This window comes from Streptomyces sp. P13-3-3 (genome assembly GCF_050571355.1).
In the GTDB taxonomy this organism is placed as follows: domain Bacteria; phylum Actinomycetota; class Actinomycetes; order Streptomycetales; family Streptomycetaceae; genus Streptomyces; species Streptomyces althioticus.
The window spans coordinates 4,521,546-4,546,238 of the sequence record NZ_CP192228.1; the positions used below are offsets into that span (position 1 = coordinate 4,521,546).

General features: G+C 70.9%; 24 protein-coding genes and 1 pseudogene. 11 read left to right on the forward strand and 14 right to left on the reverse strand.

Annotated elements, in window-relative coordinates; all coding sequences use genetic code 11:
• Window position 1 precedes the first annotated feature (1 nt).
• The 4 genes from ACQZOG_RS20810 to ACQZOG_RS20825 all read right to left on the reverse strand — a co-directional run bounded on the left by ACQZOG_RS20810 (window position 2) and on the right by ACQZOG_RS20825 (window position 2,654).
• On the reverse strand, window positions 2-478 hold the full coding sequence (locus ACQZOG_RS20810; protein WP_006130189.1) for a MarR family winged helix-turn-helix transcriptional regulator: 477 nt from the start codon (window positions 476-478) through the stop codon (window positions 2-4).
• Between the two features lie 97 nt (window positions 479-575).
• Window positions 576-1,373: an AIM24 family protein gene (locus ACQZOG_RS20815; RefSeq protein ID WP_430741712.1), complete on the reverse strand. Its 798-nt coding sequence runs from the start codon at window positions 1,371-1,373 to the stop codon at window positions 576-578.
• Window positions 1,370-2,020: an AIM24 family protein gene (locus ACQZOG_RS20820; protein WP_359495350.1), complete on the reverse strand. Its 651-nt coding sequence runs from the start codon at window positions 2,018-2,020 to the stop codon at window positions 1,370-1,372. Before ACQZOG_RS20820 ends, ACQZOG_RS20815 begins: the two co-directional genes overlap by 4 nt.
• 1 nt (window position 2,021) lies before the next feature.
• Window positions 2,022-2,654 carry an AIM24 family protein gene (locus tag ACQZOG_RS20825; protein WP_033275489.1) on the reverse strand — a complete coding sequence of 211 codons (633 nt, stop codon included), beginning with the start codon at window positions 2,652-2,654 and terminating at the stop codon, window positions 2,022-2,024.
• 190 nt (window positions 2,655-2,844) lie between these two features.
• Here ACQZOG_RS20825 and ACQZOG_RS20830 point away from each other — a divergent pair, with 190 nt between their 5' ends.
• The 3 genes from ACQZOG_RS20830 to ACQZOG_RS20840 all read left to right on the forward strand — a co-directional run bounded on the left by ACQZOG_RS20830 (window position 2,845) and on the right by ACQZOG_RS20840 (window position 4,051).
• On the forward strand, window positions 2,845-3,189 hold the full coding sequence (locus tag ACQZOG_RS20830) for a DUF3817 domain-containing protein (protein WP_033275488.1): 345 nt from the start codon (window positions 2,845-2,847) through the stop codon (window positions 3,187-3,189).
• The gene (locus ACQZOG_RS20835) at window positions 3,186-3,479 is read left to right on the forward strand and encodes an MTH1187 family thiamine-binding protein (protein ID WP_006130194.1); all 294 of its coding nucleotides are present in this window, start codon (window positions 3,186-3,188) and stop codon (window positions 3,477-3,479) included. Before ACQZOG_RS20830 ends, ACQZOG_RS20835 begins: the two co-directional genes overlap by 4 nt.
• Before the next feature lie 62 nt (window positions 3,480-3,541).
• Window positions 3,542-4,051, forward strand: a complete 510-nt coding sequence (locus ACQZOG_RS20840; RefSeq protein WP_033275487.1) for a MarR family winged helix-turn-helix transcriptional regulator — start codon at window positions 3,542-3,544, stop codon at window positions 4,049-4,051.
• A 423-nt stretch (window positions 4,052-4,474) separates the two neighbouring features.
• Here ACQZOG_RS20840 and ACQZOG_RS20845 read toward each other — a convergent pair whose 3' ends face one another.
• Entirely contained in the window at window positions 4,475-4,816 is a 342-nt protein-coding gene (locus ACQZOG_RS20845; protein ID WP_033275486.1) for a DUF3817 domain-containing protein, read from the reverse strand.
• A gap of 95 nt (window positions 4,817-4,911) precedes the next feature.
• Between ACQZOG_RS20845 and ACQZOG_RS20850 the strand changes: the two genes are divergently transcribed.
• Window positions 4,912-6,612, forward strand: coding sequence for an acyl-CoA mutase large subunit family protein (locus ACQZOG_RS20850; RefSeq protein WP_033275485.1), 1,701 nt, complete (start codon window positions 4,912-4,914; stop codon window positions 6,610-6,612).
• Window positions 6,613-6,685: 73 nt separating this feature from the next.
• Here the strand turns inward: ACQZOG_RS20850 and ACQZOG_RS20855 are convergent, their stop codons facing one another.
• Together ACQZOG_RS20855 and ACQZOG_RS20860 are read right to left on the reverse strand one after the other, a co-directional pair.
• Entirely contained in the window at window positions 6,686-7,486 is an 801-nt protein-coding gene (locus tag ACQZOG_RS20855; RefSeq protein ID WP_033275484.1) for an SAM-dependent methyltransferase, read from the reverse strand.
• A gap of 141 nt (window positions 7,487-7,627) precedes the next feature.
• On the reverse strand, window positions 7,628-8,248 hold the full coding sequence (locus ACQZOG_RS20860) for a TetR/AcrR family transcriptional regulator (RefSeq protein WP_033275483.1): 621 nt from the start codon (window positions 8,246-8,248) through the stop codon (window positions 7,628-7,630).
• Between the two features lie 236 nt (window positions 8,249-8,484).
• Between ACQZOG_RS20860 and ACQZOG_RS20865 the strand changes: the two genes are divergently transcribed.
• The 5 genes from ACQZOG_RS20865 (at window position 8,485) to ACQZOG_RS20885 (ending at window position 13,206) form a co-directional block, all read left to right on the forward strand.
• Window positions 8,485-9,459, forward strand: coding sequence for a tetratricopeptide repeat protein (locus ACQZOG_RS20865; protein WP_033275482.1), 975 nt, complete (start codon window positions 8,485-8,487; stop codon window positions 9,457-9,459).
• A gap of 655 nt (window positions 9,460-10,114) precedes the next feature.
• Window positions 10,115-10,750 (forward strand): DUF6230 family protein, encoded by a 636-nt coding sequence (locus ACQZOG_RS20870; protein ID WP_033275481.1) that lies wholly within the window; start codon window positions 10,115-10,117, stop codon window positions 10,748-10,750.
• 116 nt (window positions 10,751-10,866) lie between these two features.
• A complete protein-coding gene (locus ACQZOG_RS20875) occupies window positions 10,867-11,436 on the forward strand; it encodes a DUF6114 domain-containing protein (protein WP_033275480.1) in 570 nt (189 codons plus the stop codon).
• Window positions 11,426-12,739, forward strand: a complete 1,314-nt coding sequence (locus ACQZOG_RS20880; RefSeq protein ID WP_430741713.1) for a hypothetical protein — start codon at window positions 11,426-11,428, stop codon at window positions 12,737-12,739. The genes ACQZOG_RS20875 and ACQZOG_RS20880 overlap by 11 nt, the downstream gene beginning before the upstream one ends.
• A 77-nt stretch (window positions 12,740-12,816) precedes the next feature.
• Entirely contained in the window at window positions 12,817-13,206 is a 390-nt protein-coding gene (locus ACQZOG_RS20885; protein WP_380828124.1) for a hypothetical protein, read from the forward strand.
• Window positions 13,207-13,284: 78 nt separating this feature from the next.
• Here ACQZOG_RS20885 and pyk read toward each other — a convergent pair whose 3' ends face one another.
• From pyk to pta, 3 genes are all read right to left on the reverse strand, one after another.
• A complete protein-coding gene (gene pyk / locus ACQZOG_RS20890; RefSeq protein WP_037641640.1) occupies window positions 13,285-14,712 on the reverse strand; it encodes a pyruvate kinase in 1,428 nt (475 codons plus the stop codon).
• Between the two features lie 73 nt (window positions 14,713-14,785).
• Window positions 14,786-15,997: an acetate kinase gene (locus ACQZOG_RS20895; protein ID WP_359672812.1), complete on the reverse strand. Its 1,212-nt coding sequence runs from the start codon at window positions 15,995-15,997 to the stop codon at window positions 14,786-14,788.
• Window positions 15,994-18,090: a phosphate acetyltransferase gene (gene pta, locus ACQZOG_RS20900; RefSeq protein WP_033275476.1), complete on the reverse strand. Its 2,097-nt coding sequence runs from the start codon at window positions 18,088-18,090 to the stop codon at window positions 15,994-15,996. The genes ACQZOG_RS20895 and pta overlap by 4 nt, the downstream gene beginning before the upstream one ends.
• 214 nt (window positions 18,091-18,304) lie before the next feature.
• Here pta and ACQZOG_RS20905 point away from each other — a divergent pair, with 214 nt between their 5' ends.
• Window positions 18,305-19,330: an ATP-dependent 6-phosphofructokinase gene (locus tag ACQZOG_RS20905; protein ID WP_033275475.1), complete on the forward strand. Its 1,026-nt coding sequence runs from the start codon at window positions 18,305-18,307 to the stop codon at window positions 19,328-19,330.
• A gap of 77 nt (window positions 19,331-19,407) precedes the next feature.
• Here ACQZOG_RS20905 and ACQZOG_RS20910 read toward each other — a convergent pair whose 3' ends face one another.
• From ACQZOG_RS20910 to ACQZOG_RS20925, 4 genes and pseudogenes are all read right to left on the reverse strand, one after another.
• On the reverse strand, window positions 19,408-20,130 hold the full coding sequence (locus tag ACQZOG_RS20910; RefSeq protein WP_430741714.1) for a helix-turn-helix domain-containing protein: 723 nt from the start codon (window positions 20,128-20,130) through the stop codon (window positions 19,408-19,410).
• Between the two features lie 287 nt (window positions 20,131-20,417).
• Window positions 20,418-20,700, reverse strand: a pseudogene (locus tag ACQZOG_RS20915) (carbohydrate ABC transporter permease); the annotation flags it as partial.
• Between the two features lie 38 nt (window positions 20,701-20,738).
• The gene (locus tag ACQZOG_RS20920) at window positions 20,739-21,422 is read right to left on the reverse strand and encodes a response regulator (RefSeq protein WP_193456131.1); all 684 of its coding nucleotides are present in this window, start codon (window positions 21,420-21,422) and stop codon (window positions 20,739-20,741) included.
• Window positions 21,419-23,062: a sensor histidine kinase gene (locus ACQZOG_RS20925; RefSeq protein ID WP_430741715.1), complete on the reverse strand. Its 1,644-nt coding sequence runs from the start codon at window positions 23,060-23,062 to the stop codon at window positions 21,419-21,421. Before ACQZOG_RS20925 ends, ACQZOG_RS20920 begins: the two co-directional genes overlap by 4 nt.
• A 155-nt stretch (window positions 23,063-23,217) precedes the next feature.
• Here ACQZOG_RS20925 and ACQZOG_RS20930 point away from each other — a divergent pair, with 155 nt between their 5' ends.
• Window positions 23,218-24,609 carry a cation:dicarboxylate symporter family transporter gene (locus tag ACQZOG_RS20930; protein WP_033275471.1) on the forward strand — a complete coding sequence of 464 codons (1,392 nt, stop codon included), beginning with the start codon at window positions 23,218-23,220 and terminating at the stop codon, window positions 24,607-24,609.
• Window positions 24,610-24,693 lie beyond the last annotated feature (84 nt).

Genomic DNA, 24,693 nt, shown 5'->3' on the forward strand with positions numbered 1-24,693 from the left:
GTCAGAGCCGTCCCCGCTGCCCCCGCAGGTGCTCCGCGATGGGCTTGAGGGCCTTGTCGAGCTCGATCAGGGCCTCGGGGGAGAGCAGGTCGATGAAGTGCCGGCGCACCGACGCCACGTGGTGCGGGGCGACCTTCTGCATCGTCTCCATGCCGTGGTCGGTGAGGACCGCGTAGAGGCCGCGGCGGTCCGACTCGCAGTTCTCCCGGCGGACCAGGTGGGCGTTCTCCATCCGGGTGATCTGGTGGGAGAGCCGGCTCTTGGACTGCATCGTGGCGGAGGCGAGGTCGCTCATCCGCATCCGCCGGTCCTCCGACTCGGACAGGTTCACCAGGATCTCGTAGTCGTTCATTGTCAGGCCGAACGGCTGCAGATCCTTCTCGAGCTGGTAGGTCAGCAGCTTGTTGACCTCCAGGTGGGTGCGCCAGGCGCACTGCTCCGCATTGGTCAGCCAGCGGGTGGCCGTCTCGGTCTCCATGAATGAAGTCTACCTAAGGAAGTTGAAAGGCGTACTAATAGGGCTTCCGGGTGACATCACGCGCAGGCGTTCGATGTCACACCCCGCACATTACCGCTCACATTCCGAAGCGACGCTGGAGGTCCCCCAGCTGTCCGGGAAGGCGCGGTCCGCCTGCGCCAGGTCCGGCCCCGCCCGGACCGCCCCCCGGCACCCCGGGCTGCTGCGGGGGAGCCCCCGTGGCCTGCTCCGTCATCAGGGCCTCGGACGACTGCAGCAGCACCGTGCCGGCGCCGACGAACTCGAACTGGTGCTCCTCGCCGGACGCCCCGCCCAGGCCCGTCATCGCACGTAGACCGCCCAGGAGGCCGGTCATGTAGCCGTGGTCGTAGTGGTGGCACGGGGACGGGCAGTCCGCCCAGCCGACCAGCGCCTGCGGGTCGACCCTGATCGGCGGTTCCATGAACACCACCGGTCCGTTGGACGCCGCCACGAACTTTCCGGTTCCGATCAGTGTCAGAAAACCCGGCACGATCGACTGCTTCAGTGACAGACTTGGCTGAAAAGCAAGCAAGTTGCCCGAGCGAATGGTCAGATTGCCGTCGTCCAAGTCATAGGAATTGACGTCGAAGGCCCGGTCGGCGAGCAGCATCTTGCCCGAGCCCTCCGCCACGACCCAGTCGCTCGCGTGCAGTGGCGAATGAAACGCCTTCCGGACAAGTCGGTCGAGTCGCCCGTGCCCGATGCCGTTGAACTCGATGGCGCCGTAGTAGGCGATCATCTTCCCCTTCTGCATGAACCACTGGGTGCCCTTGAGCTCCACGCAGAAGGTGTAGTCGTTGACGTTGTCGTCGGACGGCAGCGTCATGGGGTCGAGGGCCGCGGCCCCGGCGCCCGGCGTTCCGTACGTGCTCACAGCTTCTCCTCCGAGGCCTGTACGTAGACCGCGCCGCTGCCGCTCAGCTCCAACTGGAAGGCCTCGCCGGACCCGCGGCCCACCATGTCCCGCCAGCCGAGCGCCGTCGACAGCTTGTTGCGCACGTCGCCGTGGTGGGCGACGTACGCCTGCGGGTCGACGTGCACCGGGCGCTGCGGGGTGATGGGCACCTCGATGACCCCGCCGTGCGCCATCACGGCGACCGCGCCGTGTCCCTTGAGCGTGGTGGTGAACAGGCCCTGCCCGGAGACCTGGCCGCGGACCATGCCCATCACCCCGCCCTGCGCGCCGAGGAACACCGTGCCCTGCTCCAGCGTCCCCTCGAACGCCAGCAGCCGGTCCGCCTCGACGTACAGGGTGTCGCCGGAGAGGTGGATCACCTGGATGTGGTGGCCGCCGTGCCCGAACAGCACCGTGCCGCTGCCCTCCACGGTCATCAGGGGCGTGTCCTCGTTCGCCACGCGCCGGCCGATCATCGACATCGCCCCGCCCTGGCCGCCGCGCAGGTTCGGGGTGAAGCTGACCTCGCCCTGGTAGGCGAGCATCGCGCCGCGCTGGCTGAACAGCCGCTGACCTGGTGCGACGGTCGCCTCGATCATCTTGGAGTTGATCTCCCGGAAGCCCATGTCAGACGTCCCCCGCGATCGTGTTGCGCTCGCTGGGCTGGACATAGACCACCCCGTCGCCCTCGAAACGGATCTGGAAGGCCTCGCCGCCGCCCTCGCCCATGAACGTGCGGAACGTCACGCCGGACTGGAACGACTGCCGCAGGTCGCCCTGGTGCGCGACGTACGCGCCCGGGTCGACCGTCAGCGGGTACTGCGGACCGACCCGCAGCAGCACGGCGGGGCCGTCCGACATGATCGCGGCCTGGCCGTGGCCCTCGATCGTGGTCGTGAACAGCCCGTTGCCCTGGGAGGCGCCGCGCAGGCCGGTGAACGTGGTGCCCGTCCGCAGGCCGCCGTCGGTCGCCAGCAGGTTGCTGGACTCGACGTAGAGCTTCTCCCCGTTCAGGGTCACGAGGTTGATCTCGGAGGCCCGGTCGGCGAAGAAACAGGTGCCGTGCCCCTTCACCTCCATGAGCGTCATCTGCTCGCCCGTGAGCCGCCGGGTCACCATCCCCCGGAGGCCCTCACCGCCGCCTGTGAGCTTCTTGAAGGCCATCTGCCCGTCGTACGCGACCATGGAGCCGTTCTTCGCCTTGACGGCGTCCCCGGTCATGTCGACGGCGAGCACCTTGCTGCTCTGAAGTCGGAACATCGCCACGTGTGCGACGGTAGCGGCCCTTTTGCGCCGCGCCCAGATCCTGAAGGAGGAGTCGCACCCTGACGCGGCCCCGACCCCCTGCGGTGATCGCCTACGGGGTTTGCCACAATGGCTACGCTTGTGCGCGCGTTCACAAGCCGACAGCACCGTCGACGCCGACGTCTCTCCCTCCCGAAGGTGACCCGTGGACATCAAGACCGCCTCCGCACTCCGCCGCCTCCGCCTGGTCTCGGGCCCCGAAGCGATCTCGTTCCTGCTGCTGCTCGTGTGCTCGGTCCTGAAGCGCACGACGGAATTCAACGCCGTGCCGGTCATGGGCGCGGTCCACGGCTTCCTCTTCGTCCTCTACGTGATCCTCTGGGCGGACGCCTGGAACCGCGCGAAGTGGTCGCTGGGGACCGCCGCCTTCTACTTCCTCATGTCGGTCCTGCCCACCGGCGGCTTCTTCGCCGAGCGGCGGCTGAAGCGTGAGGCCGAGGACGCGGTGATCGCGTCCCGCGCCCGCAAGGAAGGGGTCGTGAACGCGTGATCGTCGCCTTTTCCGTGACGCCGCTGGGCGTCGGCGAGGACGTGGGGGAGTACGTCGCCGACGCCGTGCGGGTGGTCCGCGAGTCCGGGCTGCCGAACCGTACCGACGCGATGTTCACGTCGGTCGAGGGCGAGTGGGACGAGGTCATGGACGTGGTGAAACGCGCCGTGGCCGCGGTGGAGGCGCGTGCGCCGCGGGTCTCGCTCGTGCTCAAGGCGGACATCCGTCCGGGCGTGGAGGACGGGCTGACGTCCAAGGTGGAGACCGTCGAACGGCACCTGGCCGGCTGACGGGCGGACCGAAGGGCGAGACAGGGCTGACCGGCATCTGACCCGCCGGTAGGGTCGGGACCGTGCCCAAACCGCTCAGTCTCTCGTTCGATCCCATCGCCCGTGCCGACGAGCTCTGGAAGCAACGCTGGGGAAACGTCCCGGCGATGGCCGCCATCACCTCGGTCATGCGGGCCCACCAGATCCTGCTGGCCGAGGTCGACGCGGTGGTCAAGCCCTACGGGCTCACGTTCGCGCGGTACGAGGCGCTGGTCCTGCTGACCTTCTCCAAGTCCGGCGAGCTGCCGATGTCCAAGATCGGCGAGCGGCTGATGGTGCACCCGACGTCGGTGACCAACACCGTGGACCGGCTGGTGAGGTCGGGGCTGGTCTCCAAGCGCCCCAACCCCAACGACGGCCGCGGCACACTGGCGTCCATCACGGACAAGGGCCGCGAGGTGGTCGAGTCGGCGACCCGGGACCTGATGGCGATGGACTTCGGCCTGAGCGCCTACGACGCGGAGGAGTGCGGGGAACTCTTCGCCATCCTCCGCCCCCTGCGCCTCTCGGCGGGCGACTTCGAGGAGGGGTGACCCTCGTCAGCGCCTGACCGCCGCTTCCCTCGTCACGGTGCATTTCTCACGTCGTGACCTGCAGAAACGCGGGCGGCAAGCGCCGTGCGCTCTCACTGACGCGGGAGGGTGGAAGGGGAGGGGCTGCCTCCTGCGGCGCGCCGCGCACGATCCGTGCTGCTGCGCCGCCGAGGACGCCGTCCGTACCGCATGCCGTGGGCTGCCCGCATGCTGAGTCCCGGTCGGGCGTGCCCCGGCGCGGAGGGCGCTCACGCGCCGGCATGCCTTGGCGGCGTGCGCGATGCCCCCCGGCTTATGGCGCTTCACGGCTGTGTCAGCGCCTTCGGACCGCTGCTGGCCCTGCGAGGCGTTAGAAACCCGACGGTGCCGTCGATGTGCGGCGGACCACTCGGGCGAGGAGGGTCGCCTCCGCGAGGGAAGAACCTACGCGGCGGCCGGTGTCGTGTCGGCGTTCTGGGCGATCAGGGGCTCCGCCTCGCGGGTCACGCGGCGCTCGACGAAGAACGCCGCGGTCGGGATGGTGCCGGCGAGCAGTACCCACAGCTGCCGGCCCACCGGCATCTTCATCTTGCTGCCCAGGTCGAACGCGAAGATCAGGTACAGCACGTACAGCCAGCCGTGGGCGATGCCCACCACGGTGACGAAGCCGTCGAACCCGTCCAGGTCCAGCAGGCGCTTGCCGATCACACCCACGGTCAGCAGCACCAGGAGGACTGCCGTGATGTAGGCCATCACCCGGTAGCGGGTCAGGACGCTCTTCTTCATGCCGTCGAGGGTAGCCGGTGCTCCGAACGGTTCCGTGTCCGCCTCCTGGCCTGCCCCACTGTCATTTACTTGGACGTCCTAGTAAATTCGAAGGTATGGACGCTGACGCCATCGAGGAGGGCCGCCGTCGCTGGCAGGCCCGGTACGACGCCGCGCGCAAGCGCGACGCAGACTTCACCACGCTCTCCGGGGACCCCGTGGAGCCGGTGTACGGGCCGCGGCCCGGGGACCGCTACGACGGGTTCGAGCGGATCGGCTGGCCGGGGGAGTACCCGTTCACCCGCGGGTTGTATCCGACCGGCTACCGGGGGCGGACGTGGACCATCCGGCAGTTCGCCGGGTTCGGGAACGCCGAGCAGACCAACGAGCGGTACAAGATGATCCTCGGCAACGGCGGAGGCGGCCTGTCCGTCGCCTTCGACATGCCGACGCTCATGGGCCGCGACTCCGACGACCCCCGCTCCCTGGGCGAGGTCGGGCACTGCGGGGTGGCCATCGACTCGGCGGCCGACATGGAGGTCCTGTTCAAGGACATCCCGCTCGGTGACGTCACCACCTCGATGACCATCAGCGGGCCCGCCGTGCCCGTCTTCTGCATGTACCTCGTCGCCGCCGAGCGCCAGGGCGTCGACCCGGGCGTGCTCAACGGCACGCTGCAGACGGACATCTTCAAGGAGTACATCGCCCAGAAGGAGTGGCTCTTCCAGCCCGAGCCGCACCTGCGCCTCATCGGCGACCTGATGGAGTACACCAGCGCGCGCATCCCCGCGTACAAGCCGCTGTCCGTCTCCGGCTACCACATCCGCGAGGCGGGTTCGACGGCCGCGCAGGAGCTGGCGTACACCCTCGCGGACGGCTTCGGGTACGTCGAGCTGGGCCTCAGCCGCGGCCTCGACGTGGACGTCTTCGCGCCCGGCCTGTCCTTCTTCTTCGACGCGCACGTCGACTTCTTCGAGGAGATCGCCAAGTTCCGTGCCGCGCGCCGCATCTGGGCGCGCTGGATGCGGGACGTCTACGGCGCCAGGAGCGAGAAGGCGCAGTGGCTGCGGTTCCACACCCAGACCGCCGGCGTCTCGCTGACCGCGCAGCAGCCGTACAACAACGTCGTCCGCACCGCCGTCGAGGCGCTCGCCGCGGTGCTCGGCGGGACCAACTCGCTGCACACCAACGCCCTCGACGAGACCCTCGCGCTGCCCAGCGAGCAGGCCGCCGAGATCGCCCTGCGCACCCAGCAGGTGCTGATGGAGGAGACCGGCGTCGCCAACGTCGCCGACCCGCTGGGCGGTTCCTGGTACGTCGAGCAGCTCACCGACCGCATCGAGGCGGACGCCGAGAAGATCTTCGAGCAGATCAAGGAGCGGGGGCTCCGCGCCCACCCCGACGGGCAGCACCCCATCGGGCCCATCACCTCCGGCATCCTGCGCGGCATCGAGGACGGCTGGTTCACCGGCGAGATCGCCGAGTCGGCGTTCCGCTACCAGCAGGCGCTGGAGAAGGGCGACAAGAAGGTCGTCGGCGTCAACGTCAACACCGGCTCCGTGACCGGCGACCTGGAGATCCTCCGGGTCAGCCACGAGGTGGAGCGCGAGCAGGTCCGGCTGCTCGGCGAGCGCAAGGGCTCCCGCGACGACGCGAAGGTGCGGGGCGCGCTCGACGCGATGGTCGAGGCGGCCCGTTCCGGCGCGAACATGATCGAGCCGATGCTCGACGCCGTCCGCGCGGAAGCCACGCTGGGCGAGATCTGCGACGCCCTGCGCGACGAGTGGGGCGTCTACACGGAGCCCGCCGGCTTCTGACGCACCCGGACAGCGACCCGTCGTACGACCGCCCCGCCCCGGCAGGCCCCGTGCCCGCCGGGGCGCGGCGCGTTCACGGCTTGCGGGCGACCGCCCCGTACAGCGAGACGACCGCGCGCTCGTCGACGGTCTCCCCGACCGCGAGTTCCGGGTGCCAGTCGGTCAGCCGGACCACCCCGGGCTCGACGGGCTCGAGGCCCTCGAAGAACCGGGCGATCTCCGCGCGGGAGCGGGGCGCCAGGGTGACGCCGCCCGCCCGGTACATCTCGACCCCGCGGGCCACGGCCTCCGGGTCGAAGTCCGCCGTGAGCTGCGACAGCACCAGGTAGCTGCCGGACGGCAGGGCGTCGACGAGACCGGCCACCAGGGTGTGCGGGTCGTCCTCCTCGCCGAGGAAGTGGGTCAGCGCCACCAGGGACAGCGCCACCGGGCGGGTGAGGTCCAGGGTCTGCCGGGCCTCCTTCAGGATCCGGCCCGGCTCGCGCACGTCCGCCTGCACGTAGGCGGTGGCGCCCTCGGGCGTGCTGTGCAGGAGCGCCTCGGCGTGCTTCAGGACGATGGGGTCGTTGTCCGTGTAGACCACCCGCGACTCGGGCGCGATGCCCTGCGCGATCTGGTGCAGGTTCGGCTCGGTCGGTATGCCGGTGCCGATGTCCAGGAACTGCCGTACGCCTCCGGGTCCGGCCAGCCAGCGGGTGACGCGCTGCATGAACCAGCGGTTGGTGCGGGCCACGTGCCGGGCGGTGCCGTCCACGCCCATGATCTGCCGGCCCAGCTCCTCGTCGACGGGGTAGTTGTCCTTGCCGCCGAGGAACCAGTCGTACACCCGGGCCGGGTGCGGCGTGGACGTGTCGATGCGAACGGCGCCGGTCATACCTGTCCCCCTGATACGTGCGTCCCGAAGCGGTCACGATCATCGCAGCGGGTGACCGCGGGGTGACAGGCGAGTATCGGCCGACCGTGGCCGGTTCGACCCGGGCGGTCACAGCGCTCCCCGTGTCCCCGGGCGGCGGGTTCAGCGCGCGCTCGCCGCCAGCCCCGACAGCAGCACCCGGGTCAGCCCGTGCACCCACTCCTCGTCGGCCGGCTGGTTGCTGACCAGGGTCCGGTGCACCACCGAACCGGCCACCATGTCGAAGATCAGGTCGACCGCGCGGGCCGAGCGCTCCGCGTCGGTCTCCGGGGGGAGTTCGCCCCGCTCCTGGGCGCGGGTACGGCCCGCGATCACCAGGCGTTTCTGCCGGTCGACGATCGAGGCGCGGATCCGCTCGCGCAGCGCCTCGTCGCGCGTGGCCTCGGCGACCACCGCCATCAGCCCGCTGCGGGCCTCGGGGCGGGCCAGGATCGCGGCGAACTGCAGCACCACGCCCTCGATGTCGGCGGCCAGCGAACCGCGGTCCGGCAGCGTCAGCTCGTCGAAGAGCTCGGCGACGGCGTCCACGACGAGTTCGTTCTTGCCCGCCCAGCGCCGGTACAGCGTCGTCTTGGCCACCCCGGCGCGCACCGCGACGTCCGAGAGCGTGAGCTTGGACCACCCCAGGTCCACCAGCGCCTGCCGGGTCGCGGCGAGGATCGCGGTGTCGGCCGCTGCGCTGCGGGGACGCCCGGTGCGGCTGGCTGGATGGCGGCGCTGCATGGCACGACCATAACCGGCGGATTCCGTGCGGTCGTGAGGGAGATCACCGGAAAGCAGCACCGCGCACCGGGCTCCTGCCATTACGCTACGACTCGTAGCGAAAGCACGTGAGCACCTGACGTGCCCGAGCGACGACCACCGCGCCGGGTGGGGACCCGGCGCACCGGCACCACACGTAAGCCTGTGTTTCCCGGGCGCTTTTCACACTCACGCGGAGTACGGGGGAGGATAGACGCATGCAGCCACGGAACATGTCCATGAGCGGAGTCGTCGACCTCGCCGCGGTGAAGGCGGCCCAGGAGGCCAAGGCGAAGGCGGAGCAGGCGCGCGCCGAGGCGGCCCGTACGGGCGGCACCGGCGCCGTCTCGCCCGCCGATCTCGTCATCGACGTCGACGAGGCCGGTTTTGAACGCGACGTCCTGCAGCGGTCCACCGAGGTCCCGGTCGTCATCGACTTCTGGGCCGAGTGGTGCGAGCCCTGCAAGCAGCTGAGCCCCGTCCTCGAGCGGCTCGCCGTCGAATACAACGGCCGTTTCCTCCTCGCCAAGATCGACGTCGACGCCAACCAGATGCTGATGCAGCAGTTCGGCATCCAGGGCATCCCCGCCGTCTTCGCGGTGGTGGCCGGACAGGCCCTCCCGCTCTTCCAGGGCGCCGCCGGCGAGGCGCAGATCCGTCAGACCCTGGACCAGCTGGTGCAGGTCGCCGAACAGCGCTTCGGCCTGACCGGCCTGGCCGTCGACCCGGAGGCAGAGCCGGGCGCCGCCCCGGCGGCCGACGAGGTCCCCGCCGGCCCGTACGACTCCCTCCTGGAGGCGGCCGCCCGCGCGCTGGACGGCAACGACCTCGACGGCGCCGTGCAGGCCTACAAGAACGTGCTCGCCGAGGACCCGGCCCACCCCGAGGCCAAGCTGGGCCTCGCCCAGGCCGAACTGCTGCGCCGCGTGCGGGACATGGACCCCCAGCAGGTGCGCAAGGACGCCGCCGAGAAGCCGGGCGACGTACCGGCGCAGATCGCCGCCGCCGATCTGGACCTGGCGGGCGGTCATGTCGAGGACGCCTTCGGGCGGCTGGTGGACACCGTGGCCCGCACGGCGGGCGACGACCGGGAGGCCGCGCGCGTGCGGCTGCTGGAGCTGTTCGACGTGGTCGGCGCCGACCACCCCGCCGTGGTGGCCGCGCGCCGCGCCCTGGCCCGCGCGCTGTTCTGACCTCACGGATCCAGGCGCCCGTTACGTCACTTTCGCCCGTTACGGCGTCAGGCGGGACGTGAGGTGCAGGCTGGCCGACAGAGGCCCCAGCGGCCGCGCTTTGCCAAATCTTGGTAATCGCGGCCGCTGTTACTGCCAGTAAGTCAACCGAGTTGATCTGTCGGATTCTGTCCACTGATCAATAGTTTTGTACACCCCCTCCGGTGCACCCAGCGTCGCCGCTCGGGTCCACCGGGTCGCCCCGCGGTTATCGGGCCGTTACTAGCGAGTAACGAACCCCCTTGTGCGGGCGGCGAGAATGCACCACGATCGGCCACGCTCGGTCCATTACCCGTACCCCGACAGCCGGTCGGGCCGCGGGAACTCCTGGGTCCCCACCGAGCAGGAGCGCCGGCAATGACGGCGTTCCTTGGACAGGGGGGTCTTCGCCCGTCCGGCGAAGCCTGTCCAGCAGGGTTGTGCGTGATGCGTGTCAGGCGCGACCAGTGGTTGTCGCTCGGGGGTGATCGCCGGTGATTCGGGCGCGTACCTCGCGTCGCCGAATGCGGGCGCTCTCCTTCCCGAGGACGTAGCACTTCTCCCATCCCTGCCCGACTCGGCCGCCGGTCAAGGCGGCGAGCCAGGACAGGAGATGTACGTCCGAGAAGGAGGAAATATGGAGTCCCAGGTGCGTGGCGGGACCAGATGGAAGCGGTTCGCTGTGGTCATGGTGCCCAGCGTGGCCGCCACGGCTTGCATAGGTGTCGCTCTCGCGCAGGGCGCGCTCGCGGCGTCGTTCAGCGTTTCCGGCCAGTCGTTCAAGGTGACCACGAAGGAGCTCGTCGGCGAGGGCTTCTCGCAGTACGGCGCCATCGACGAGGGTTACACCGCTGACGGCAAGAAGACGGCTCACCCCGTCGCGGTCTCGGCGTTCAAGTCCGCGACCATCAAGAGCCTGTGCCAGTCGGTCGTGACCCCGAACATTCCGGTGCTCGGGAACGTCAGCCTGATCCTGCGCGCCGGCGACGGCGCTCAGCCGGTCGAGGCCAAGAACCTGTACATCGACGTCGCCGACCTGAACGCCGATGCGACGTTCACGAACATCGACATCGGTGTTGCCGCCAAGGACGCCACCAAGGGTCCGGGCATGAAGGGCGGCGGCGAGCAGTCCAATCCCTTCGGGTTCGCGCAGCAGGCCGACAAGGCCGTGCTGAAGGACGTGAAGCAGACGGCGTGGGCGACCACCGCCGGAACCTTCAAGCTCAGCGGCCTGAAGATGTCGCTCTCGACGGGCGTCAAGGAGTGCTACTAAGCACTCGCTGACGGGCGGGGGAGCCGGTGGCGCCCCCGCCCGTCCACCTTCCCGCCGCGCTTTCACGCGCGGCGCACATCACCACCACAGCAACGCCATCCAGGGAGCTGTTTCTCATGAGCGCCGAGACTCCTGCCGCCTCCGGCCAGTTCACTCGCCGACGGCTGCAGTTCCGCGCCTGGCGTGGCCAGCGGCCCTTCTGGGCCGGTCTGTTCATCATCATCGGCGGACTCCCCATCGCCTACTTCCCGTACGCGAACCTGCAGATCGGTCACCTGACCCTGGCGATGGCGACCACCGCGGGCGCCGGGTCCCTGATCATCGGCGTGCTGCTCGTCGTCCTCGGCGTCAGCCTCTGGTTCCAGAAGCACATCCGCGTGTTCGCGGGTGTCGCGGCGATTCTGCTGGCGTTGGTGTCCATCCCCGTGTCCAACCTCGGCGGCTTCCTGATCGGCTTCCTCTTCGCCCTCGTGGGCGGCGCGATGGCCGTGTCGTGGGTGTCCGGCGAGCCGCCCGAGCAGGAGCCGCGGGCGGACGAGGGCGCGCACGGCGGCGCACCTGAGGGCGCCTTCCCCGAATCCACGGACTACGGCCCCGCGGAGGGCGCCGCGGCGACGGGCGAGCCGAACGATCTGTCAGGAACGAGCCCGGCGAACGGGGCGAACGGGAGGCACAGTGCCGGCTGACGAGGTGACCCACGGGGCTGATGTGGAGGCGTCCCGTGTGAGAACCGGGCCGCGACACGCGGCACCCAAGAAGCCGCTGTTCACCAGGTTCCACATGCCCGCGGGGAAGGCGATAGCCATAGCGGCGATGCCGACCGCGGTCCTCATGGGGATGGGCTTCACCCCGACGCTCGCGCAGGCCGACGACCAGCCGTCGTCGAGGAATCTCACGGCCGACGAGTTCAAGGAGTGCCTGGAGGCCATCGAGAAGGCGGACAAGGGGGACGCGAGCGCGTCGCCGACGCCGTCCGCCACGGCGAGTGAGAGCGCCTCCGAGGACGACAAGGAGCCTTCGGCGGACCCGACCGGTTCGGCCCCCGCCGAGGAGGCCCCGGAGAAGGACGCGGGCAAGGGATCGGACTCTTCGCCGGATTCAGGTTCCGACGACAAGGCCGAGCCGGCGCCCACGCCCTCCGCGACCGCGGGCGCACAGGCGGCGGACACCGAGCCCGCACCGTCCCCGTCGGAGACCGACAAGAACCTGCTGGAGCAGATCGGCGACGCCATCAAGGACGTCTTCACGCCCGGCGGGAAGGCGGAGGAGACCCCGAGCCCGAGTCCGTCCGCCTCCGCCTCGTCGTCGGCCCCCGCCGAGGAGAAGACGGACGAGAAGGACGAGGAGGCCTCGCAGAAGCCCGCGGAGAAGGCCGCCGGGGACGTCCACGACAAGGTCGGCGACGCGGCGCAGGACGCCACGGAGAAGGCCGAGGAGGCCGCGGAGGAGGAGACGAAGGAGCCCGAGGCCACCGCCTCGCCCAGCCCCTCCGAGTCGTCCGGGATCGACCTGGAGGACTGCCCGGTCGCCACCGACGCCGAGGGCGGGGTCGACAACAACGTCCCGCTCCCCGACGACCCGTGGTACCTGAACGCCAGCTCGCTGCTGCTGAAGGGCGCCGACTACAAGGGCATCGTCGAGGTGCGGACCGCCAACGGCACCAAGAAGAAGGTGCTGAAGTACGTCATCTCCGACGGCACCGACATCGGCGACCTGCACCAGACGGTCAAGGACAAGCAGTCCGGCAAGACGTACCACGTCCAGGCCGCCAAGGGTTCGACGTCGACCATCCGCGACGGCGACACCGTGATGTACACCGAGAGCATCTCCGGCAACCTGCTCGGACTGATCCCGATCACGTTCGACCCGGAGAACCCGCCGCCGCTGAACATCCCGCTGATCTACTTCACCAAGGTCACGGTCCAGCAGGCCGGCCAGTTCGGCGGCACCCTGCACGTACCGGGACTCCACCAGTACGTCACCGACTGACACGTCGGCCTCTCCGGGAAGCCGGAGATCGTGCCCCGCAGGGCCGCCCTGCGGGGCACAACGCTGAGGAGGCGGCTTTGCGGACGCGGTTGACGCTCGCGCGGGACGGCGACGCCCTGGTGGCCAGGCTGGCGCCTTCCCAGGCAGCGGCGATGTACGCGGCACTGAGCCATCTGGCCGAGCAGGACTACGGTGACACGGAGTTGACCCTGCTGGTCGGCGCGGGGCGGGAGGCCGTCGAGGCGCTCGTGGGACGGCTGGCCGGACGGCGCACGGAGTCCTTCGACCTCCGTCTCACCATCGAGGAACTCCACATGGTGCACAGCGCGCTGACCGCCGCACCCACCCTGTTCCTCGAGCGCGGAGGCCTCTTCGCGGAGGAGCCGTTCAACATCCGGCTGGGCTTCTACCGGGAGAACTTCGACGCCCTGGCGTCCGCGCTCGTGCAGGCGGCCGGTCAGGTGTGAATCCCGCCGTGAGGCACTGACATAGAGGGCGCCCCCCTGCACGCAGGGGGGCGCCCTCTATGTGTTGCGGGTGCCGGGTCAGGCGGTTGCCTCGCCCAGGTGGTGGACGCGGACCATGTTCGTCGTGCCGGGGACGCCGGGCGGGGAGCCGGCGGTGATGACCACGATGTCGCCCTCGTTAAAGCGGCTCAGGCGGACCAGCTCCTGCTCGACCAGCGCGACCATCTCGTCGGTGCTGTTCACGAACGGCACCACGTGCGGCTCGACGCCCCAGCTGAGGGTCATCTGGTTGCGCGTGGACTCGTCCGTCGTGAACGCGATGATCTGCTGCGCCGCCCGGTAGCGGCTCAGGCGGCGGGCGGTGTCGCCGGACTGGGTGAAGGCGACCAGGCCCTTGCCGCCGAGGAAGTCGGCGATCTCGCAGGCCGCGCGGGCGACCGAACCGCCCTGGGTGCGGGGCTTCTTGCCCGGCACCAGCGGCTGGAGGCCCTTGGAGAGCAGCTCCTGCTCGGCGGCCGTGACGATCTTCGACATCGTCCGGACCGTCTCGATCGGGTAGGCGCCGACCGAGGACTCCGCCGACAGCATGACCGCGTCCGCGCCGTCCAGGATCGCGTTGGCCACGTCGGAGGCCTCGGCGCGGGTCGGACGGGAGTTGGTGATCATCGACTCCATCATCTGGGTCGCCACGATCACCGGCTTCGCGTTGCGCCGGCACAGCTCGATCAGGCGCTTCTGCACCATGGGGACCTTCTCGAGCGGGTACTCGACGGCCAGGTCGCCACGCGCGACCATCACGCCGTCGAACGCCATCACGACGTCCTCCATGTTCTCCACCGCCTGCGGCTTCTCCACCTTGGCGATGACGGGGACGCGGCGGCCCTCCTCGTCCATCACGCGGTGGACGTCGGCGACGTCCTTCGCGTCCCGGACGAAGGACAGGGCGACCAGGTCGCAGCCCATCCGCAGGGCGAACCGCAGGTCCTCTACGTCCTTCTCGGACAGCGCCGGCACGTTCACGGCCGTGCCGGGCAGGTTGATGCCCTTGTGGTCGGAGATGACGCCGCCCTCGATGACGATCGTCCTGACCCTGGGCCCCTCGACGTCCAGCACCTTCAGCTCGACGTTGCCGTCGTTGATCAGGACCTGGTCGCCGCGGGAGACGTCGCCCGGGAGACCCTTGTAGGTCGTCCCGCAGATCGTCTTGTCACCGGCGACGTCCTCGGTGGTGATGGTGAACTCGTCACCGCGCACCAGCTCGACGGGGCCCTCGGCGAAGGTCTCCAGACGGATCTTGGGGCCCTGGAGGTCGGCGAGGACGCCGACGGCCCTGCCCGTCTCCTTGGCGGCGGCCCGGACCCGGTCGTACCGGCCCTGGTGCTCGGCGTGCGAGCCGTGGCTGAAGTTGAAGCGGGCCACGTTCATGCCGGCTTCGATCAGAGCGACGAGCTGCTCGTGGGAGTCGACCGCGGGGCCGAGAGTACAGACGATTTTCGAACGGCGCATGGGGCGATCCTATCGGTTTGTTTCGCTCCGGAATATTCCGTCTGGCGGAATGTACAAATGAGGTTCCCGATGCTCAGTTGTTCTTTCCGACCAGTGCGTATGTCTGCTGTGCGATCTCCATTTCCTCGTCCGTGGGTACCACCGCGACCGCGACCCGTGCCCCCTCGGGCGAGACCAGCCGCGCCCCGCCGCCGCGCACCGCGTTGCGCTCGCCGTCGACCGCCAGGCCGAGCCCCTCCAGGCCCTCCACGGCGGCCTCACGCACCTCGGCGGAGTTCTCGCCGACCCCGGCCGTGAAGGCCACCGCGTCCACCCGTCCGAGAACGGCGTAATAGGCGCCGATGTACTTCCTCAACCGGTGAATGTAGATGTCGAAGGCGAGCTCCGCCTGTTCGTCGCCCTCGGAGATACGGCGCCTGATCTCCCGCATGTCGTTGTCCCCGCACAGCCCGACCAGCCCGCTCCTCTTGTTCAGGAGGGCGTCGACCTCGTCGGCGGACATTCCGCCGACGCGCATCAAATGGAAGATCACGGCCGGGTCCATGTCACCGGACCGCGTACCCATCACGAGCCCCTCCAAGGGGGTGAGCCCCATCGAGGTGTCCACGCAGCGGCCCGCCCGCACGGCCGACGCGGACGCCCCGTTGCCCAGGTGCAGCACGATCACGTTCACGTCCTCGGGCGCCTTCCCCAGCAGCCGCGCCGTGGCCCGCGAGACGTACGCGTGCGAGGTGCCGTGGAAGCCGTAGCGGCGCACCCGGTGGGCGTCGGCGGTCTCCACGTCGATCGCGTAGCGGGCCGCCGACTCAGGCATCGTGGTGTGGAACGCGGTGTCGAAGACGGCGACCTGCGGCAGGTCCGGGCGCAGCGCCGTCGCCGTGCGGATGCCGGTGAGGTTGGCCGGGTTGTGCAGCGGCGCCACCGGGATCAGCCGCTCGATCTCGGCGAGCACCCGCTCGTCGATCACCGTCGGGTCGGTGAAGTACTTGCCGCCGTGCACCACCCGGTGGCCGATCGCCAGCAGCTCGGGGGAGTCCAGGCCGAGACCGTCGGCGGCCAGCTCCTCGCCCATCGCCTTCAGCGCGGCCTCGTGGTCGGCGACCGGGCCGGTGCGCTCCCGGGTCTCCCCGCCGGACGCCAGCGGCGTGTGGCGCACCAGGGAGGTGCGCTCGCCGATCCGCTCGACGAGACCGGACGCCAGCCGGCTGCTGTCGGCCATGTCCAGCAGCTGGTACTTCACCGACGAGGAGCCGGAGTTGAGGACGAGGACACGGGAGGGGCTCACTGGGAGGCTGCCTTCTCGCTCGGGGCCGGGGACTGCGCCTGGATGGCGGTGATCGCGACGGTGTTGACGATGTCCTGCACCAGGGCGCCCCGGGACAGGTCGTTGACCGGCTTGCGCAGGCCCTGGAGGACCGGTCCGACGGCGATCGCGCCGGCCGAGCGCTGCACGGCCTTGTAGGTGTTGTTGCCGGTGTTCAGGTCGGGGAAGATCAGCACGGTCGCCTGGCCGGCCACCTCGGAGTCCGGCAGCTTGGTCGCCGCCACCGACGGCTCCACGGCCGCGTCGTACTGGATCGGCCCTTCGATGCTCACGTCGGGCCGGCGCTCGCGGACCAGCTCGGTCGCCCGGCGCACCTTGTCCACGTCGGCGCCGGAACCGGACGTCCCCGTCGAGTACGACAGCATCGCGATCCGCGGCTGCACCCCGAACCGCGCCGCCGTGACCGCCGACTGCACCGCGATGTCGGCGAGCTGCTCGGCGTCCGGGTCCGGGTTGACCGCGCAGTCGCCGTACACCAGCACCTTGTCGGCCAGGCACATGAAGAACACCGAGGAGACGATGTCCGCGTCCGGGCGGGTCTTGATGATCTCGAAGGCCGGACGGATGGTCGCCGCCGTGGAGTGCACCGAGCCGGACACCATGCCGTCGGCGAGGCCCTCCTCCACCATCAGCGTGCCGAAGTAGTTCACGTCCGACACCACGTCGTACGCCAGCTCCACGGTGACGCCCCGGTGGGCGCGCAGCGCCGCGTACTTCTCCGCGAAGGAGTCACGCAGCTCCGAGGTGGCCGGGTCGATCAGCTGGGTGTCGCCGAGGTCGATGCCCAGGTCGGCGGCCTTCTTGCGGATCAGGTCGACGTCGCCGAGCAGGGTCAGCTCGCACACGCCCCGGCGCAGCAGCACCTCCGCCGCGTGCAGCACCCGCTCCTCGGAGCCCTCCGGCAGCACCACCCGGCGCAGGTCGGAGCGGGCCTGCTCCAGCAGCTTGTGCTCGAACATCATCGGGGTGACGCGGTCGCTGCTGGGCGCGGACACCTCGCGGGTGAGTTCGGCGGTGTCGGTGTACCGCTCGAACAGGCCGAGCGCCCGCTCCGCCTTGCGCGGGGTGGCCGCGTTCAGCTTGCCCTCCAGGGAGAACAGCTGCTCGGCGGTGGGGAAGCTGTTGCTCGGCACCGACAGCACCGGCGTACCCGGCGCCAGCCGGTCGGCGAGGGTGAGGATGCGTTCGCCGGGCACCTCGTCCAGGGTCAGCAGCACCCCGGCTATCGGCGGGGTGCCGGCGCTGTGCGCGGCCAGCGCGCCCACCACCAGGTCGGCCCGGTCGCCCGGGGTCACCACCAGGCAGCCGGGGGTCAGCGCGGCGAGGAGGTTGGGCAGCATCGCGCCGCCGAAGACGAAGTCCAGGGCGTCGCGGGCGAGCCCGGAGTCGTCGCCGAGCACCACCTTCGCCCCCAGGCTGTGGACGATCTGGGACACCGTGGGCGCGGACAGCGCGGCGTCGTCGGGCAGCACGTAGCAGGGCACGGGCAGCCGGGTGGCGAGCCGCTCGGCGATCTCGTCCCGGTCCTCGCGCGCGACCCGGTTGACCACCACCGCCAGTACGTCGCAGCCGAGCGTGTCGTAGGCGCGGTAGGCGTTGCGGGTCTCCGCGCGCACGGACTCGGCGGTCTGCCGGCGGCCGCCGACGACGGGGATGACCGAGGCGCCGAACTCGTTGGCGAGGCGGGCGTTCAGGGACAGCTCGTCCGGGAACTGCGTGTCCGCGTAGTCGGTGCCCAGCACCAGCACGACGTCGTAGTCGCGGGCGACCAGGTGGAACCGGTCCACGAGGGTGGACACCAGCTCGTCGGTGCCGCTCTCGGCCTGGAGCGTGGACGCCTCCGCGTAGTCCATGCCGTACACGGTCGCGGGGTCCTGGGTGAGCCGGTAGCGGGCCCGCAGCAGTTCGAAGAGCCGGTCGGGCCCGTCGTGCACCAGGGGGCGGAAGACGCCCACCCGGTCGACCTGCCGGGTCAGCAGCTCCATCACCCCGAGCTCGACGACCTGGCGGCCGTCGCCGCGGTCGATTCCGGTCACGTACACGCTGCGGGTCACGCGCGCTCTCCGTTTCGTCGAGGGGCTTCGTCGGGGGCCGCGAGGGCGACGGCGGGGCCTCGAAACCGCCCACACAGGTGAGCGGATCCCTCTTGACAGTACCCGTGGCCCTGGCTAGGACGCCCGCGCATCGGGCCGTCGGCGGTGCTCCGGGCGACGTGAAAGAATCGGCAATGGCTCACCGGTATCGACAGCGACCAGGAGACACAGCACGATGCGTATAGGAGTCCTCACCGCAGGCGGAGACTGCCCTGGGCTGAACGCAGTGATCCGGTCGGTCGTGCACCGGGCGGTGGACAACTACGGCGACGAGGTCATCGGCTTCGAGGACGGCTACTCCGGCCTGCTGGACGGCCGCTACCGGACGCTGGACCTCAACGCGGTCAGCGGCATCCTGGCGCGCGGCGGGACCATACTGGGTTCCTCCCGGCTGGAGCGCGACCGGCTCCGCGAGGCCTGCGAGAACGCCTCCGACATGATCCACGAGTTCGGCATCGACGCGCTCATCCCGATCGGCGGCGAGGGCACGCTGACGGCGGCCCGCATGCTGTCCGACGCCGGTCTGCCGGTGGTCGGCGTCCCCAAGACGATCGACAACGACATCTCCTCCACGGACCGCACCTTCGGCTTCGACACCGCCGTCGGCGTCGCCACCGAGGCGATGGACCGTCTGAAGACCACCGCCGAGTCGCACCAGCGGGTGATGGTCGTCGAGGTCATGGGCCGGCACGCGGGCTGGATCGCCCTGGAGTCCGGCATGGCGGCCGGCGCCCACGGCATCTGCCTGCCCGAGCGCCCCTTCGACCCGGCCCAGCTGGTCAAGATGGTCGAGGAGCGCTTCGACCGGGGCAAGAAGTTCGCGGTGATCTGCGTCGCCGAGGGCGCCCACCCGGCCGAGGGCACCATGGACTACGGCAAGGGCGAGATCGACAAGTTCGGTCACGAGCGCTTCCAGGGCATCGGCACGGCCCTGGCGTACGAGCTGGAGCGGCGCCTCGGCAAGGAGGCCAAGCCGGTCATCCTCGGTCACGTCCAGCGCGGCGGCGTGCCGACGGCGTACGACCGTGTCCTCGCCACCCGCTTCGGCTGGCACGCGGTGGAGGCCGCCCACCGGGGCGACTTCGGCAGGATGACCGCCCTGCGCGGCACGGACATCGTGATGGTGCCGCTGGCGGAGGCGGTCACGGAACTGAAGACGGTCCCGAAGGACCGCATGGACGAGGCGGAGTCGGTCTTCTAGACCGGTCCCCTCGAACCCTCAAGGGTGTGGCGCCCGGCCGGCGGCGGCGTACCGGCCGGGCGCGTCCCGCGCGCCGTTCAGGCGCGGCCGCCGTCCTCGACCGCCGTCCAGAAGTGGTCGACGACGTGGGCCAGGAAGTCGCGGCCCGGGTCGGACGCGTCGGCGGGGCCGCCGCCCCAGCTGAGCGTGGCGGCCATGTGGCCCTGGTAGTCCTGGTGCAGCCGGTGCAGCACCTCCTCCAGGAGACGCCGCTCCAGCGGCGCGATCTTCGACACCGGCCTGACGTAGGCCTGCCAGCGTGTGGTCACCGCGTCGCGCAGCAGTTCCGCGAGGCGCTCCTCACGGCCGGTGACGGTGAGGACGTCGGCCAGGGACAGGCCCAGCACCCGGGTCAGGGCGGCGGTCTGGCGCTCGGTGCCGCGCCACCGGCCCGTCTCCTCCATCCGCAGATACGCCTGGAGTTCGTGGCCCACGGTGTGGGCGACGTCCTCCGGAGCCAGGCCGCGGGCCGTCCTGTGCTCGCGCAAGGTACGCGGGCGGCCTATGAGTTCGCCCGGGGAACACCACAGCACGCCCGCGAGAGCGGTGAGTTCGGGGTGGGACGGGGAGGCGGTGCCGCGCTCCCAGGCGGCGACGAGGGCCGGTGTGACGTAGGGCAGGTCGTAGGAGGCGCGCAGGGCGTGGGCCACATGGTCCGGGCCCAGGCCCAGCGCGGCGCGCAGCCGCCGGGCGGCGGGGGCGTTGAACGGCGGGGGCGGGTGGCGGTCGCTGCGAAGGGGAGGTCGGCGCACGGCCCACAAGCTAGGCCCGCCCGCCGGAGGTGACTACGGTCTGTTCGGCCAGGAACACGGATCGTAGGAAGGTACGGCTACCGGCCGGTCGCGTTTCGGCGGGAGGACCGGGCCGGTCCCGGAGTGAAGCGCTCCGCATTGCGAACGGCAAGCTCAGTGGGCATATGCGGACCCGCGTGCCCCCGGCCCGCGCACGAGCCGGACGGAACGGACGCCCGCCCCTCGCACCCCCGTACGGGCCCCGCGCCCCGTGCGCCCCTCCGTGCGCGTCCCCGGGCGCGGCGTGAATCCGCCGGTCACCCCTTCACGGCGCCGCCCGGCGCGAACCCCGCCCCCAGCCGCCGGGAGATCAGCACGTACAGCGGGATCACCGGCGTCGAGTGGACGACCACCGCCACGCCCGGTCCCGTCAGCGGCAGCACGATCCGCGCGAGCGAGGGGAGCGAGGACTCCCCCGGTCCGGGCGGCCTCCTCGAGCTCCTTCGCCACGCCGTCCATGACGTTCTTCATCAGCCCGACGGCGAACGGGAGTTGGGACGCGGCGACGAAGAAGATCGTGCCGTGCACGGTGTCGATCAAGGTTCCTGCGGTCCCCGCGGGCGGTGTGACGGTCCAGGTCAGGTGCCCGGCAGCCAGCGGTACTGGAGTTCCGGCCGCCCCACCGTCCCGTACTGCGGGCGGCGGGCCGCGCAGCCGGCGTCGACCAGGTGTTCCAGGTAGCGGCGGGCCGTGATGCGGGAGATGCCGACCGCCTCCGCGACGCCCGTGGCGGTGAGGCCGTCGGAGGCGTCGCGCAGGGCCGTGGAGACGCGTTCCAGGGTGGGGCCGCTGAGGCCCTTCGGGAGGGCGGCCGGGCCGGGCGCGCGCAGGGTCGCCAGCGCGCGGTCGACCTCGTCCTGGCCGCTCGCCTCGCCGGCGGCCGCGCGGAACTCGGCGTACCGCACCAGCCGGTCGCGGAGCGTCGCGAAGGTGAACGGCTTCAGCACGTACTGCACGACGCCGAGCGACACCCCCTCGCGCACCACGGCGAGGTCCCGCGCCGAGGTCACCGCGATCACGTCGGCCTGATGGCCGGCCGCCCGCAGCGTGCGGGCCAGCTGCAGCCCGTGCACGTCCGGCAGGTGCAGGTCGAGCAGCAGCAGGTCGACGGGGGTGCGGTCGAGCGCCCGGCGGGCCTCCGACCCGGTGTGCGCCTTGCCGACGGCGACGAAGCCGGGCACCCGCCCCACGTACATCACGTGCGCGTCGGCGGCCACCGGGTCGTCCTCGACGACCAGCACCCTGATCGGCTGCCCGGTCACACGGCACCGCCCACGCCGTTCACGACCGCACCGGCCGTCTCCCGCAGCGGGACCCGCACGTCGAACACGGCGCCGCCGTCCCCGCCGGAGGTCACCGCGAGGGTGCCGCCGTGCCGGGACACCGCCTGCCGGACCAGGGCGAGGCCCAGACCCCGCCCGCCGGGGCCGGACGGCTTGGTGGTGTACCCGAGCCGGAACAGTTCCTCCGCGCGGTCCGGGTCGACGCCCGGCCCCGTGTCGCCGACCCGCAGGACCAGCTCCGAGCCGTCCTCCTCGGTCAGCGCCGTCACCGTCACGCGCGGCCGCACCCCGCCCTGCGCCGCGTCCACCGCGTTGTCGATCAGGTTGCCGAGGATGGTCACCAGGTCGCGGGAGGGCAGCGCCTCCGGCAGCAGGCCGTCGTCCAGGCGGCTGTCCGGGGACACCACCAGCTCCACGCCCCGCTCGTTGGCCTGCGCGGTCTTGCCCAGCAGCAGCGCCGCCAGCACCGGCTCGCTCACCGCCGCCACCACCTGGTCGGTGAGGGCCTGCGCCAGCTCCAGCTCGGCGGTGGCGAACTCCACGGCCTCCTCGGCGCGGCCCAGCTCGATCAGCGACACCACGGTGTGCAGCCGGTTGGCCGCCTCGTGCGCCTGGGAGCGCAGCGCCTGCGTGAAGCCCCGCTCCGAGTCCAGCTCGCCCATCAGCGACTGCAGCTCGGTGACGTCCCGCAACGTCACCACCGAGCCGCGCCGCTGGCCGCCGGTGACCGGCGAGGTGTTCACCACCAGCACCCGGTCGGCCGTGAGGTGCACCTCGTCGACCCGGGGCTCGGAGGCGAGCAGCGCGCCCGTCAGCGGCGCCGGCAGCCCCAGTTCCGCGACCGACCGGCCCACCACGTCCTCCTCCTGGTCCACCCCGAGCAGCTCCCGGCCGCCGTCGTTGATCAGCGCCACCCGGAACTGACCGTCCAGCATCAGCAGCCCCTCGCGCACGGCGTGCAGCGCGGCCTGATGGTAGTCGTGCATGTGGCTCAGCTCGGTCGCGTTCATCCCGTGCGTGTGCCGGCGCAGCCGCGCGTTGATCACGTACGTGCCGATCGCGCCGAGCCCGAGCGCGCCCGCCGCGACCGCCAGCAGCGCGGCGAGCTGCTCCTGCACCCGCCGGCCGATCTCCTCGACCCGTATGCCCGCGCTGACCAGGCCGACGATCCGGTCGCCGTCCCGCACCGGCGTCACGGCCCGCACGGACGGGCCGAGGGTGCCGGTGTAGGTCTCGGTGAAGGTACGCCCCTGGAGCGCCGGGCCGGTGTGCCCCTGGAAGGGCAGGCCGATCTGGGCCGGGTCGGGGTGGGTCCAGCGGATGCCCCGCGGATCCATGATCGTGACGAAGTCCACGTCGGTGTCGCGCACCACCGCCACCGCGTACGGCTGGAGCCGCGCCGACGGGTCGGACGAGCGGATCGCCTCGCGCACCGACGGTGAGTCGGCGACGGAGCGGGCCACCGAGGCGGCCTGCCGCCCCGCGGCCTCCTCGGCTTCGCTGCGGTGGCTGAGATAGGTGGCCAGCGCGTACCCCGCCACGACGACCGTGAGCAGCACGGCCTGCATGGCGAAGAGCTGTCCCGCGAGGCTGCGGGGCCGGGGGAGGGGGATGCGCATCCAGCCAGTCTGCCTCGCGCCCTCGCGGTGAACTAAATGAACGGAAGGGTGACCGCACTCACAAGGCACGACATAGTCGCCGCGTTCCCCCGAACCATCCCCCGGACGTGAGCCGCACGCCGGTGATGCCGACGACGACGTCAAGGAGGGCCGCCGTGACCAGCACCGCCGATACGGCACCTGCCGCACCCAAGGCCAAGCGGGACCGCACGCACTATCTCTACATCGCGGTGATCATCGCGGTCGCCCTCGGCATCGCCGTCGGCCTGATCGCGCCGGACTTCGCGGTCGAGCTGAAGCCGATCGGCACCGGCTTCGTGAACCTGATCAAGATGATGATCTCGCCGATCATCTTCTGCACCATCGTGCTGGGCATCGGGTCCGTGCGGAAGGCGGCCAAGGTCGGCGCGGTGGGCGGCATCGCCCTCGGCTACTTCATGGTCATGTCCGTGGTGGCGCTCGGCATCGGCCTGGTCGTCGGCAACATCCTGGAGCCGGGCAGCGGCCTCGCGATCACGGATGCGGTCAAGGAGACCGGCCACGCGCAGATCGACGCCGAGGCGAAGGACACCACCGAGTTCCTGCTCGGCATCATCCCGACCACCATCGTGTCCGCCTTCACCCAGGGCGAGGTGCTGCAGACCCTGCTGATCGCCCTGCTGTGCGGCTTCGCCCTGCAGGCCATGGGCAACGCGGGTCAGCCGGTCCTGCGCGGCATCGAGCACATCCAGCGGCTGGTCTTCCGCGTCCTCGCCATGATCATGTGGGCCGCGCCGGTCGGCGCGTTCGGCGCGATGGCCGCCGTCACCGGCTCGGCCGGCCTGGAGGCGCTGAAGAGCCTCGCGGTGCTGATGCTCGGCTTCTACATCACGTGTGTGCTGTTCCTCTTCGTGGTGCTCGGCTCGATGCTGAGGATCGTCGCGGGCCTGAACGTGTGGACCCTGTTCAAGTACCTGGGCCGTGAGTTCCTGCTGATCCTGTCCACCTCGTCGTCCGAGTCCGCGCTGCCGCGGCTCATCGCGAAGATGGAGCACCTGGGCGTCAGCAAGCCGGTGGTCGGCATCACCGTCCCGACCGGCTACTCCTTCAACCTCGACGGCACCATGATCTACATGACCATGGCCTCGCTGTTCATCGCCGACGCCATGGGCACGCCGATGTCGGTCGGCGAGCAGATCCCGCTGCTGCTGTTCCTGCTGGTCGCCTCGAAGGGCGCCGCCGGAGTCACCGGCGCCGGCCTCGCGACCCTGGCCGGCGGTCTCCAGTCGCACAAGCCCGCCCTGGTGGACGGCATCGGCCTGATCGTCGGCATCGACCGCTTCATGAGCGAGGCCCGCGCGCTGACCAACTTCGCCGGCAACGCGATCGCCACGGTGCTGATCGGCACCTGGACGAAGGAGATCGACAAGGAGCGGGTCGCCGAGGTGCTGTCCGGGCGCGCCCCGTTCGACGAGCGCACGCTGCTGGACGACCACGGCGACGGCGCCGGCCGGGACGACGCCGAGGCGTCCGGGCCGGGCGGTGAGAAGGAACTCGCCAAGGCCTGACCCCGGGCCCTTCCCGCCCCGGCCGGCCGGGCCGCACCCCCGTCGCCCCGGCCGGCCGGCCCCCGGAGGCCCACCCCCCTGACA